Source organism: Actinomycetota bacterium (genome assembly GCA_035536535.1).
Lineage (GTDB): Bacteria > Actinomycetota > JAICYB01 > JAICYB01 > JAICYB01 > DATLNZ01.
The window spans coordinates 1-12434 of sequence record DATLNZ010000136.1 but is presented as its reverse complement, the minus strand read 5'-3'; the positions used below and the strand labels follow the sequence as shown (position 1 = coordinate 12434).

At 69.5% G+C, this 12434-nt stretch carries 14 protein-coding genes; 8 read left to right on the top strand and 6 right to left on the bottom strand.

Going from position 1 to position 12434, the window contains the following annotated elements; genetic code table 11:
* The 3 genes from VNE62_09315 to VNE62_09305 all read left to right on the top strand — a co-directional run.
* The coding region (locus VNE62_09315; GenBank protein HVE92479.1) for a LiaF domain-containing protein at positions 1-821 on the top strand (821 nt) is incomplete at its 5' end.
* Complete coding sequence (locus tag VNE62_09310; protein HVE92478.1) at positions 818-1153, top strand: hypothetical protein; 336 nt, start codon at positions 818-820, stop codon at positions 1151-1153. The genes VNE62_09315 and VNE62_09310, both read left to right, overlap by 4 nt.
* Before the next feature lie 210 nt (positions 1154-1363).
* Positions 1364-2272, top strand: a complete 909-nt coding sequence (locus VNE62_09305; protein ID HVE92477.1) for an RIO1 family regulatory kinase/ATPase — start codon at positions 1364-1366, stop codon at positions 2270-2272.
* A gap of 3 nt (positions 2273-2275) precedes the next feature.
* On the opposite strand, the gene msrB is transcribed toward VNE62_09305, so the two are convergent.
* Entirely contained in the window at positions 2276-2659 is a 384-nt protein-coding gene (gene msrB / locus VNE62_09300) for a peptide-methionine (R)-S-oxide reductase MsrB (protein HVE92476.1), read from the bottom strand.
* Positions 2660-2828: 169 nt separating this feature from the next.
* On the opposite strand from msrB, the gene VNE62_09295 reads away from it, so the two are divergent.
* The 4 genes from VNE62_09295 (at position 2829) to VNE62_09280 (ending at position 8425) form a co-directional block, all read left to right on the top strand.
* Positions 2829-3650 (top strand): CAP domain-containing protein, encoded by an 822-nt coding sequence (locus VNE62_09295; GenBank protein ID HVE92475.1) that lies wholly within the window; start codon positions 2829-2831, stop codon positions 3648-3650.
* Between the two features lie 390 nt (positions 3651-4040).
* Complete coding sequence (locus tag VNE62_09290; GenBank protein HVE92474.1) at positions 4041-6422, top strand: GAF domain-containing sensor histidine kinase; 2382 nt, start codon at positions 4041-4043, stop codon at positions 6420-6422.
* Positions 6419-7102 (top strand): response regulator transcription factor, encoded by a 684-nt coding sequence (locus VNE62_09285; protein HVE92473.1) that lies wholly within the window; start codon positions 6419-6421, stop codon positions 7100-7102. Before VNE62_09290 ends, VNE62_09285 begins: the two co-directional genes overlap by 4 nt.
* 444 nt (positions 7103-7546) lie before the next feature.
* A complete protein-coding gene (locus tag VNE62_09280) occupies positions 7547-8425 on the top strand; it encodes a CAP domain-containing protein (protein ID HVE92472.1) in 879 nt (292 codons plus the stop codon).
* 72 nt (positions 8426-8497) lie between these two features.
* Here VNE62_09280 and VNE62_09275 read toward each other — a convergent pair whose 3' ends face one another.
* The gene (locus VNE62_09275) at positions 8498-9709 is read right to left on the bottom strand and encodes an acyl-CoA dehydrogenase family protein (GenBank protein ID HVE92471.1); all 1212 of its coding nucleotides are present in this window, start codon (positions 9707-9709) and stop codon (positions 8498-8500) included.
* Between the two features lie 140 nt (positions 9710-9849).
* On the opposite strand from VNE62_09275, the gene VNE62_09270 reads away from it, so the two are divergent.
* Positions 9850-10713 carry an LLM class F420-dependent oxidoreductase gene (locus VNE62_09270; GenBank protein HVE92470.1) on the top strand — a complete coding sequence of 288 codons (864 nt, stop codon included), beginning with the start codon at positions 9850-9852 and terminating at the stop codon, positions 10711-10713.
* Between the two features lie 10 nt (positions 10714-10723).
* On the opposite strand, the gene VNE62_09265 is transcribed toward VNE62_09270, so the two are convergent.
* From VNE62_09265 to VNE62_09250, 4 genes are all read right to left on the bottom strand, one after another.
* On the bottom strand, positions 10724-11386 hold the full coding sequence (locus tag VNE62_09265; protein HVE92469.1) for an FKBP-type peptidyl-prolyl cis-trans isomerase: 663 nt from the start codon (positions 11384-11386) through the stop codon (positions 10724-10726).
* A complete protein-coding gene (locus VNE62_09260) occupies positions 11383-11850 on the bottom strand; it encodes a DUF3151 family protein (GenBank protein ID HVE92468.1) in 468 nt (155 codons plus the stop codon). Before VNE62_09260 ends, VNE62_09265 begins: the two co-directional genes overlap by 4 nt.
* A 52-nt stretch (positions 11851-11902) precedes the next feature.
* A complete protein-coding gene (locus VNE62_09255) occupies positions 11903-12205 on the bottom strand; it encodes a hypothetical protein (GenBank protein ID HVE92467.1) in 303 nt (100 codons plus the stop codon).
* Positions 12202-12434: dUTP diphosphatase (locus VNE62_09250; protein ID HVE92466.1), on the bottom strand; the 233-nt coding region annotated here is incomplete at its 5' end. The genes VNE62_09255 and VNE62_09250, both read right to left, overlap by 4 nt.

Genomic DNA, 12434 nt, shown 5'->3' with positions numbered 1-12434 from the left:
GGTCCGACGGCGACAGGCCACCCGGCCCCCAGCAGCCGGCCGCGGCCCCCGGCTCCGCGTCTTCGAGTGCGGATCGAGCGACCGTCGCCGCCCCCCTGCCGGTGGTTGCGCGCCCGGAGGGTCCTCCGCGGCCGCGTGAGTGCTCAGTGCTGAGCCGCATAACGGTCGGACTGCTCGTGCTGATGCTCGGTCTTGGACTTCTGCTGGACTCGATGGGACTGCTGGACCTGAAGCCCCGCGAGATGCTGGCGGCGATGCTGCTGGTGGTTGGCACGGCGCTTGTCGCCGGGTCGTTTTGGGGGCGCGGCCGGCCCCTGATACCGCTCGGGATCCTGCTCGCGGCCGCCTTGTTCCTCGCGTCGGCCGCCCAGGGGGTGCCGCTGCGGGGAGGAGCGGGAGAGCGTCTCATCCGCCCCTTGGCGATGAGCGAGCTGCGCCGCCAATACCAGCTCGGTGCGGGGGAGCTGACGCTGGACCTGTCGAGCCTGCACGTTCCCCCCGGCACCACCCGGGTAAACGCAAGCGTCGGGATGGGAGAGCTGACGGTGATTGCGCCGGCAACGTCGGGACTCATGGTCCGGGCGCAGTCCGGCGCCGGCCGGGTCTTGGTGCTCGGGCACGAGTCCGAAGGGCTTGACTCGCGTTTGGATCGGCAGGAACCGGGCTCGGAGCTGTCCGGAACGCTGGACCTGCGGCTGAAGGCCGGGATGGGCGAGGTGACGGTGACGAGGCAGGGCGAGCCGGCGCTCCGGCCCGGCCTTCCGGGACCGGTTCCGGGATTCGGCCCCCCATTCGGAGCTGTCGAGGAGGTGGCACCGTGAAGCGCCACCACCTGGACGCCGTCTCACTGTCCGCCGGCCTCGCCTTTATCGGTTTTTCGGCTCTGGTGCTTGCCGGCCGGATGGCCTCGGTGGGCCACCACCTGAAGTGGGGGGCCGCGATCCTGCTGATCGCCGTGGGGACGACCCTGGTGCTGACCTCGTTGACGCGTGACCCTTCCACTGACGACGACGGCAGCGGGGATGCCTTGGCGGTCCCCGATCCGCCGACAACCGGCCCGCTCGCCCCCTATCCGCCAACCGACCCCCTCACCGCCGATCCGCCGGCCGGCCAGGGCCCTCAAGGATCCCCGGCCCCAGACCCCTTGCGCTGAGGCGCGAGGTGGCTCATGATGCACTGTCGCCTCCGGCACCCACCGGAGGCCATCGGAGAGGAGGTGGGCGCCATGCATGACATATCGCAGGTGCTCGCCTCGTCTCCGGCCGCGACCCGCTGAGTCGCACCGCCCGCAGTCAAGCGCGCGGCCCCCGGACCCCGGGGCGGGCTCCCCATTTCGACGATCACGACGAAGGGAGCTTCTGCCTTGACGATCAAAGACGAGCTCGCGCGCGACCTCGAGCAGCAACCGGAGGCCGAGATCTGGCGTGAGGACGAGCAGTTCGGGGCCGACGACGACCCCATCCGAAAGCGGCAGCCGCAGCGCGACGATGACTGGCTGGTCGAGGCCGGACTGGATACGGAAGATGTCCACCTGGAAGGCGTCGAAGGCGCTGAGGAAGAGCCTTCATGGGTGATACGCAACCACTACACGGAGGAGGAGCTGGGCACGATCAAGTCGGGCAAAGAGGCCGACGTCGTGCTCGTCAGGCGAGCCTCGGGCCCACGCTCGTGTCTGCTCGCCGTTAAGAGGTACAGGCCGCGGGCCCAGCGAGCCTTTCGCCGCGAGGAGGACTACCGGGCAGGGCAGGGCACCGGAGACGAGCGCGTGGACCGGGCCCTGGGAAAGCGCACCCGGTTCGGACGCCAGGTCCTTGAGTACGCATGGGCGTACCGGGAGTTCCCGCTCATGCGAACGGCATGGCGGACGGGTGCGCGGGTGCCCTATCCGGTGGAGGCCCTGAGCGAGGGCCTGGCCATGCAGTACATCGGTAACGAGGAAGCCGCCGCCCCCCGCCTCGCCGAAATTCGGCTCTCGGGCGAGGAGGCCCAGCGAGCCTTCGAATCGGTGATCCTGGACATCCGCAAGCTTCTCGACGCGTATCTGGTCCACGGGGACCTGTCCGCCTACAACGTCTTGTATTGGGACGGACGGCCCTGGTTGATCGACTTCCCTCAGGCTGTGGACATCGCCCGCAGCCAGCGTGGCATCGAGTTCCTGCGCCGGGACATCCACAACGTGTGCAAGCACTTCGCTCGGTGGGGGGTCGACGCCGACGAGGGCGCCCTTTTCGACGATGTCATGCGCGACTCGCCGTTCGCCTGGCTGGGGTGATGCCTACTTGGGGTCCAGCTCCAGCGCCAGGGAGTTGATGCAGTACCGCTGCCCGCTGGGACCCGGGCCGTCGGGGAAGACGTGTCCGAGGTGGCCGCCGCACGACCTGCACACGACCTCGGTGCGGACCATCCCGTGGCTCGTGTCCTGATGCAGCTCGATGTTCTCGAGGACGGCCGGGTCGGTGAAGCTCGGCCAGCCGGACCCGGAGTCGTACTTCGTGTCCGAACCGAACAGTTCGGCGTGACACCCCGCGCAGCGATACGTGCCCTGGTCCTTGCAGTTGACGTACGTGCCGGAAAAGGCAGGCTCAGTGCCCTTGTTGCGCAGGACCTCGTACTGCGCCGGGCTCAGCTTCTCCCGCCACTGCCTCTCGGTGTCGGACATCTGTCCCTCCAGTTGGTGACTGTGGGACCGCTGGAGGGTCCCGTGGGATTTGTCGAGCCTGTACCATTCCCGCGATGTCCCCTAAGTCCACCTTGCGACAGTCCGGGCGGCAGGAACTCGCGGCTCCGACGTTGAAACAGTTGCCCTATACCCCGTCCCCCCAAACCTGATGACCACACCACCGGATCGCGTCCCCTCCCGTCGCAGGATCGCGCTCGCCGCCACGCTGGCGGCCGCGGTGCTGCTCACTGCGCTGCCGGCCTCCGCGCAGTCCACCGAACCAGTTGCGGCTCCTCAAGCGGAGCAGGCGATGATGCAACTGGTCAATGCCCACAGGGTCTCAGTGGGGCTCGGCCCCCTGATCTCCCAGCCACGGCTCGTGGGGCTGGCCCGGGCTCAGGCGGCCAGGATGCTGCGCAAAGGCGACATCTACCACAATCCGAACCTGCGTTCCGAGGCGACTGCTGCGCTGCCTGCGTGGGAGCTGGTCGGAGAGAACGTGGGCGTCGGAGTCAGCCCCGAGTCGATCCAGCGCGCATTCCTACGCTCTCCTTCCCATCGGCGAAACATCGAGAACCGCCGGTACAACCTGGGTGGCATCGGGGCGGTTTCGACCGCGGACGGCCTGATCTTCGTCACCCAGTTGTTCGCGCTTGCGCCCGTACCCAAGGACGTCGCTCCGGCCGTCACCCAGGCCATTGGGGGGCGTACCGCCCCGGCAGGGGCTGCCTTCAGTGCGTCCGGCCACGGAGGAACGGTCTCCGTGCCGCGCCGGGCGACGGGCTACGAGTACCGGACCCAGGAGGAGGCCCTGGCGGCGCTGGCAACCCTGTTCCAGCCCAAGGACGGCGGCGCACGGGTGACGGCCGGCAAAACGGAGGCCCGCACGCTTGCCACACAGCTGAGCAGGTCCGGCTCCCCCACAAAGGCGAAGCGTCCGAAGGGCGGCCTCCCGGGCCTCCTGCACCGCCTGAAGTTCTGGTCGCGCTGACGGCGTTGCCCTGCTAACCACCTACTGACCCCCACGAGGGGCTAAAGGGACATCCCCCAGCAGGGGCCGTTTCGACACATCCTGCCGGCGGGGAACTAAAGGGCCAGAGCCGACTCGGGACATCTCCGCCACTCCGGGGTGATCTAGGGAGGTCTGACTTGGTCCGGCGCGTCCCCGCAGTGAGTGTCCCTCTCACCCCGGCCATGCGTTCCCTCGTTGGTGTCGCTTTTCTCAAGGACTGCGGCAAGCGGACGATTCAAAGGAAGACAGTCATCCTCGTCCCCCAACGAAGTCGTCTCGCAAGCGTCTTTGGCCGGTCCGGCCATCCGGGGATGCGGCCGGCTGAGTGGACACTTCTCGAGGCCGAACGACAAGGAGGCGCCTGTGGCCATGGCAGGGCGAGCCGCGCCTGAGGCCCACGGGCAGGGGCGCTTGGAGCAGACGCGCCGTCTGCAGCCTGCCGACAACCGAGCCGCGCAGCTGGCGACGCTTCAGGAGGTGGGCTCGGCCCTCCTTAAGGAGCTCGACCCCGACAAGATCCTGACCCTCATCACCCACCGCGCGAAGCTGCTCACCCGCAGCCACACGGCCTCACTGGCCCGGCGGACAGGTCCGGATTCGCTTCGACTCGACTTCGCCACCGGCCGCCACGCCCGCAGCGTCAAGGACATGGTCGTGCCCATACAGCGCTCTCTCGCAGGCAAGACGATGCAGACGGGGCAGTCGCATCTCGAGGCGCATGTGGACGACGAGGCCTGGGAACGCTTTCCATTCGCACGCGCGCTGGCGGCACGATCGGTGATGTTCGCTCCGGTGTCCGATCACCGCGAGGTGGTGGGGGTACTGTGCCTTGCCCACGCGGAGCCGCACCACTTCGGTCCGGAGGACCTGGGTCTCCTCGAACTGTTCGCGAGCCTCGCAACGATCGCAATGCGTAACGCCCGCCTTTTCGAGGCCGAGCGCGCGTCCGCCAGAGCAGAGGCGCTCCTGGCCGCCGAGTCTGCCGCCCGCGCGGAGGAGTCCCAGCGACGTCTACGCCAGCTGGGGTCGCTTCAGGAGGTGGGTGCCGCGCTGATCGCTGAGGTCGTCCCCCACGAGGTTCTGCGGTTGATCGCCAAGCGGGCAAAAGAGGTGACGGGAGCCCGCTCGGCGACGATCGCCAGACGGACCGGTCCCGACACGCTGCGACTGGAGGTGGCCGTCGGACGCGGAGCCGCCCGCGCGGTGAACGCCGAGGTTTCGATTCGCGGCTCGGTCTCCGGGCTCACGATAACGTCGGGACTTGCCCAGCTCGTCGCGGACGTAAACGCCCACCCCGGCGTCGAGCACCCGATCGCGAGGACCTTCGAGGCGAGATCGGCCATGTTCGCTCCGCTGGTCGAAGACGGCAAGGCCGTCGGTGTGCTGGCCGTGGCGCACGGTGAGGCGAACCGGTTCAGCGGAGAGGACCTGGACCTGCTCGAACTGTTCGCCAACCTGGCGTCGGTCGCACTGCGCAACGCCGACCTGTTCGAGGCTCAGAAGAGGGCTGCGGAGACACACGCCACCATTGCTGCAGAAGCCCAAACCAAGGAGCTGGAGGCACAGCGAAGGCTGCTTCAGCTGCGGTCTTTGCACGAGGTCGGAGCGGCACTGGTCTCTGAGGTCGTCCCGAACCAGGTCCTGCGGCTCATAGCGGAGCGCGCGATGGAGGTGACGGGGGCCCGGTCGGCCACGATAGGTCGTCGCTGCGCGGACAACACCCTGTGCCTGGAGGTTGCGGTCGGCAGAGGCGCCACGAAGGCGCGCAACGCCTTTGTCCCCATCGAGGGGTCGGTCTCGGGCCAGACGATGACCAGCGGACGCGCCCATCTCGTGGAGGACGTGGAGGCACACGCAGGCGTCGAGCACCCGATCGCGCGTGCACTCGACGCACGTTCGGCGATGTTCGCGCCCCTGTTCGACGAAGGGGAGACCGTGGGCGTCCTGGCTGTGGCACACGGACAGGCGAGCCGCTTCAGCCGGGACGACCTCGGAGTGCTGGAGCTGTTCGCCGACCTGGCTTCGATGGCGCTGCACAACGCCCATCTGTTCGAGGCGCAGCAGGAGGCATCGCGCGCTGAGAAGCAGTTGGCCCTGGCGACTGCGGAGGCCGAATCAAAGGGCCGGCTGCTTTCAGGGGTGATCAACGCTCAGGAGGAAGAGAGGGCACGCCTGGCCAGGGACCTGCACGACACCGGCGCCCAGGCCCTCACTTCCGTCCTGCTGGGGCTCAAAGTCGCGGAGCAGGGCAAGTCCGTGGAGGAGATCCGCCGAAGAATCGACGAGATGCGCGACCTGACGTCCGAAGCCATCCGGGAGATCAGGCAGATTGCAGTCTCGCTGCGTCCACCCGTGCTCGACGACCTGGGGTTGGAGGCGGCGCTGGACCGCCTGACGAGCGACTTCGAGAGTCGGTCGGGGATCAAGACGCGGGTGCGCCTGTCCGGTTGCGGCTCCGCGCTGGATTCGGACGTGCAGACGGCCCTGTACCGGGTCGTCCAGGAGGCACTGAACAACGCCGCCAAGCACTCGCGCGCATCAACGGTCTCGATCCATACGGAGGAGTCGGAGTCGGGCTTCCGGCTGTGGGTCAGGGACGACGGGCAGGGATTCGACGCCTCAAAGCGCACGGAGGGGCTGGGGCTGGGGCTGGAGGGGATGCGGGAGCGGGCCGAACTGGCGGGAGGCCACCTGACCGTTACCTCTGCTCCGGGACGCGGAACCACCGTAGAACTGGAGGTGCGGAAGTGACACGGATCGTGCTCGTTGACGACCACGCAATCGTCAGGGCCGGCCTGAGGCTGCTCCTGGAACTCAGGGAAGACTTCGAGGTCGTGGGCGAGGCCAGCTCGGGCGAAGAGCTGCTGGCTGCCCTCCCGGGCCTCCTCGACGGCCAAGAGAAGAGCAGTCCGGACGTGATCGTGCTGGATCTGAGAATGGAGGGAATGGGAGGCATCGAGGCGACGCGTCAGATCAGGAAGAGGTGGCCCGCTCTGCCCGTCCTGGTGCTGACCATGTCCGATGATCCGGCATTCGTCAGGGAGGCATTCTCGGCCGGCGTAATGGGGTACGTGCTCAAGGACGCCGCCGACCTGGAGCTCGAGCTCGCCATCAAGTCCGTTGCCGGCGGCGGCAGGTACCTGCTTCCGTCACTCGGAGCCTCGCTCCTCCAGCTGCCCCCGCAGGAGGCAGAGGCGGCATCCGTCCGGACGCCACACGGCCTGGACCTGTCGGCTCGGGAGGTGGACGTCTTGAGGCTGGTCGCCCTCGGCTACTCCAACAGGGAGGTCGGCGCGGAGCTGTTCATCAGCGCCCGCACCGTCGAGAGCCACCGGACGCACATCACGCAGAAGACCGGGGTGCGTTCCCGGTCCGACCTCGTGCGCTTCGCCCGAGACTCCGGTCTCATCTCAGTCGCTCAGGCAAGCTGACGCGTCTGCTCCTGAGTAAAGCCCGGCTCGGCCCCCTGACGTCGCGGCCGGCCCCCCTGGAAGCGCACCCAGCGCCCCAGTAGCGCGTCCGGCACTCAATAACGCGGCCGCCCCGAGGTAGCCCGGCCGCCCCGAGGGAGCCCGTTCGGTCCCGAGGTAGCCCGTTCGGTCCCGATCGGTGGTCCGAAATAGCCGTTCACGGCCTCTACACCCCTAGCCCGGCCGCCGTGGAACCCTCAGCCGCCACCCCCCGCGACCTGCGGCTGGTGGCCTGCCACGTACGGGAAAAACACGTAGTCCCGCGTGGTTTCCGCGCAGCCCATCAGGGCTACGCACCAGGCCCCGTCGCGTAGCAAATGCGCAGGTCAGAGGGCCTTTTTTACGGATAGCAGGACGTCTTTCTCGACCTATCTTGCGCTTACGAGATCAATCGAGGAGGACGAAATGACCCGCAAGAACCAGACTCCCGCAGGAACCGCGACAGAGGTTCTCGCCCGCCGCTGCGCCCGCGCCATCGCCGCCCTGGTGGCGGCCGCGGTCGTCACCACCGCCGCCCCCGCCCTGGCCCAGACCGGAGCCACCGCCACCGTCCAGACGGGCGCCGAGCAGACGATCACCCGGATGGTCAACGAGCACCGCGCAGGCGCCGGGCTCCCCGCGCTGTCCACCCACTCCGGACTGCTGGGCCAGGCCCGCAAGCAGGCGGTCCGGATGCTGGAAGCCGGCCGCATCTACCACAACCCGAACCTCGAGTCCGACACCGCCGCCGCCGTCTCCAACTGGAGGACCCTCGGCGAGAACGTCGGAGTCGGCACCGACGCAGCCGCCATCCAGAACGCCTTCATCCGCTCCGCCCCCCACCGCGCCAACATCGAGAACGGCAGCTTCAACCTCGTCGGCATCGGTGTCGTCTCCACCGACGACGGCCGGCTGTACGTCACGCAGATGTTCGTCGGCGCCAGCGTCTCGGCCGCCGCGACCTCGACCACCAAGCCCGCCGCCGGCACCGCGACTGCCGCCCCGGCCCGCAAGGCCGCCACGGCCGCCCCGGCCAGCGCCCGCCCCGCCGCCACCACCACCGCCCGCCGCCCGCAGGCTCAGCCCGTCGCCTCCTCTCCCGCCGCCGTCAAGGCCGCCGCCGCCGCCACCAAGGTCAGCCAGGAGGCAGCCGAGCAGAAGGCTGCATTCGCCTCGCTGACCGAGACGCTGGGCGACAACGGCCCCCGTATCAACACCACCGCCCCGAGCACCCAGGTCCGCGCCACCCGCTCCACCAGCCCCAGCACCTTCTCCCGCCTGGTCTCCGCGCTGAGGTTCTGGTAGGCCGCGAGCCCCGGTCCGGTCAGGGGACGGCCGGATCGGGGTTCGACGGAAGGCTCTGAGGCCCTCGTCCGGTCAGGGGACGGCCGGACGGGGGTCCCGGGGCAGCCCCAGGACCCTCTCCCCCACGATGTTCTTCTGGACCTCGGTGGTCCCCCCGCCGATGGTCATGGCCCGGGACTGCAGAAGCCCCCGGGCCCAGGCCCCCCCGTCGCGGGCCCCCGGTCCATCCGTCACCAGGGCCGCCGGACCGAGGACCTCCCCCGCCGCTTCCTGGACCTGCTGGAACCAGGCGTCGCTCGTGAGCTTCAGGACCGAGGCCTCCGGTCCCGGCATCTGGCCCTTGAAGACGGCGTCCAGGGCGCGCATCGCGGTCCAGCGGTTGGCGACGGAGCGAACGTACACGTCGGCCAGTCTCTGACGAACGCGGGGGTCGTCCAACGGCGCCCTGCCGTCGGGACCGGTCTGCTTCACGCTGCGCAGGTAGCCTTCCCAGGCCTGGGAGACCAGCCGGTGCATCCCCCCTCCACCGGACAAGCCGATGCGCTCGTTGAGCAGCGTGTGGACGGTTACCGTCCAGCCCATGCCCTCCTCGGCGACACGATCGGACTCCGCAAGTCGCGCGTCGCTGAAGAAGACCTCGCAGAAGTCGCGCTCACCTGTGATCTGTGTGATCGGGCGGATCTCGACCCCTGCATTGGACATGTCGCAGATGAAAAACGACAGGTTCTTGTATCGGGGCGCGGAGGGGTCGGTCCTGACGACGAGGATCCCAAAGCTCGACCAGTGCGCGCCCGACGACCAGATCTTCTGCCCGTTCACGACGTACTCGTCGTCGGAGCGCACGGCCGTGGTTGTGATGGATGCGAGATCAGACCCGGCGTTTGGCTCGCTGAACAGCTGGCACCAGACCTCCTGGCCGCTGAGCATCCGCCGCAGGTGCTTTTCCTTCTGGGCCGGAGTCCCGTAGTCCAGCACCGCCGGCGCGCACCATCCGAGGGTCACCGACATGTTGAGGTGCCACGGGGCGCCGGCTGCGCCGAGCTCCTGAGCCACGATGAACCTCTGTACGGGCGTCCCCTCGCGGCCCCCATACTCCGCCGGCCACCCGATCGCGCCGAACCCAGCCTCGAACAGCTCCGCCTGCCAGTCCGCCGAAATCCGCAGCCGCTGCTCCGAGTCGCGGGTAGCGGCGTACGCGTCTCGGAACCGCGGGACCGCACCCTGCACCCACGCACGGACCTCGGCCCGGAACCGCGCTTCCTCGGCAGTGTCTCTGGGGTCCATCTGGCTCCTCCGGCGACGCCCCAAGATTATGCGGGCGGGGACGGGGCCCGGTCTTGGACCGCGGCCCGCCTTAGCCCTGGGCCCGGTTACCGGCGGCCCGGTCTGGCGGCGGCGACCTCCGTGGTGCGAATCTTGCCTGCATGAAGGTCGGAATCGCGTTCAGCAACATCATGGAGTTCGGCACGCCCGCGGGAGCCCGCGCCCTGGGTGAGGCGGCGGACGAGTCCGGCATCGACTCGCTGTGGACCGTGGAGCACGTCGTCGTGCCGAAGGACTACGCCAGCCGTTACCCGTACTCAAGGTCGGGCCGCATGCCCGGTCCGGAGGAGTCGCCCATCCCGGACCCTCTGGTCTGGATCTCGTACGTGGCCGCCGTGACCACCAGGGTCCGGCTGGCCACCGGCATCCTCATCCTGCCGCAGAGGTCGCCGGTCATCCTGGCCAAGGAGTGCGCGTCCATAGACGTCCTGTCGCAGGGCCGGTTCGTCCTCGGCGTGGGCATCGGCTGGCTGCGGGAGGAGTTCGAGGCCATCGGCGTGCCGTTCGAGGAGAGAGCCGCGCGCACGGACGAGGCGATTCAGGCCCTCAGGGCGCTGTGGTCCGACGACGAGTCCTTCAACGGCGACCATTACAGGTTCTCCAGCGCGCGCAGCTACCCCAAGCCCACGCGGGGCCGCATCCCGATCGTCGTCGGCGGCCACTCCCCCGCCGCCGCCCGGCGCGCCGGGCGGCTTGGCGACGGGTTCTTCCCCTCAGCGCCGGATCGCTCGCAGCTGCCCGGGCTGTTCGACGAATGCCGGCGCGCCGCCGCGGAAGCCGGACGCAATACCGGCGAGATCGAGCTCATCGGTTCGGGCGGCCACTCGGTCCAAGAGGCCAAACGGCTGGCCGACGCGGGAGCCACTACCATCGTCGTCGCTCCACCGGCATTCACGGCCGCAGACATCCCGGCCGCCCTCGGGCGGCTCGGGGAGGAGTTCGTCTCGAAGATCGCGTCCCTTTAGAACGCCCGGCTCAATGGCCGTCTCCGTGCCCGGTGGCGGGAGTCGCGCCAAGCGTCGCGGTTGGGGCCGGGGTCCCGGGCGCAGGGGTGACCGGCGCCGGAGGCATTGCCGGCTGCGTCGGCTGGTCGGTCACGCCGAGCAGGTCCACGACAAATACCAGCGTCTCGTTGGGGGCGATGTCCGGCGGCTGCCCCTCGGGCCCATAGCCCAGTTCCGGAGGGATCACCAGCCGCCTGCGGCCCCCGGCCTTCATCCCGGTCATCCCGGCGGTCCAGCCCTTGATAACCCGGTTGAGCGGGAACTCGATCGGCTGTCCGCGGTCCCACGAAGCGTCGAACTGCTTGCCGGTGGACCAGGAGACGCCGACGTAGTGGACGTTCACGATCGACTGGGGGGTCGCCGCGGGGCCCGTCCCCTCCTTCAGGTCCTCCACGATCAAAGCGCAGGGTGGGTCGCCCTCCGGCTTCGGTATGACCGGCTCCGTGGACAGGTCGAGTGCTGGATCGGGGGCAACCGGGGCGGGAGTGGCCATCGAGCACGCCGGCTTGGCCGCCGGGGCGGTGGGACCGGACGTGGTGACGCTCCGGGCCGACTCGGGCCTTTCGTTGCCGCAACCCGCTGGGATCAGGGCGAGCGCCACGACAACCGCCGCGGCCGTCAGCGGTCGCTTCATAGCACGCTCCCTTCCTCCAGCCGGCGGCTGAGCTGAGCGGGCTTGATAGCCTCCACGCCGAAGTGATCCCGAGGGTCCAGCTGGAGGAGGAAGTCCCGGCACCTTCGTGCCTCGACCCCCTCGCCGATGGCCGCCGCGGAGCGCATCAGCCCGTGAAGTGAGGACAGAAAGCCGCGATTCTCGGCATGGTCCCAGGACAGGGTCTGGGTGCCACGCCACCCCGACTGGCGCATGCGGTCCAGCCCACGGTGGTAACCGACGCGGCAGAAGGCGTACGACGACACGTAGTCGCCGCGGTCGTAGGAGTCCGAGCCGAGAAGCGCCCACGCCTCCAGGCACCCGGGCCACTTGGTCACCGTCTCCCTCAGCAGCCCGTCGCGGGTCGCCGGGTGGGCGGTCACGGCGCGCTCGAGCGCTTCCGTGGCCTCCGGCGGCTCGGCGTCCAGGACGATGTCGATCTCCACCCACCGACTCTACAAGCCCCCGGACCCCCTGCCGGCACGGCTGCGGACGCCGTCAGCCGGACGGGGCCCGCAGGACCAGCTGGTCGTGCTCCTGGGACACCGCGACCTGGGCACCCGGGTTCTCCCGTACCAGCTTCGCGTCCAGGAACACGCGGACTTCGCCGGACTCCGCGACCTCGTCGCCCGGCTCCGGAGCGGGGACGAACCGCGGCCTGAGCTCCCCCCCGACGAGCCGGATCCGGACCCCCACGTGCCCCGGGTCGTAGTTCGCCTGCCGGATGGACCGGCCGATCAGGTCAAACGCCTCCTCGGACACCGTCACGCCCCCGGTGCGCGCACCCGCGTCGCCCGTCACGATCCCGTGGACCCGAACCCGGAGTCGCCGCGGCCGGATTCCGGCAGCTCGTCGGCTTCGACCACCTCCGGCCGCACGACAGGGACGACCAGCAGCTGGGCGATCCGGTCGCCCCGCCGGACCTGGATGGTGCGGCCCGGGTCGAGGTTGACCAGCACGACCTTGACCTCGCCGCGGTAGCCCGAATCCACGACTCCTGGGGCGTTCACGACCGACAGCCCCTCCGCGG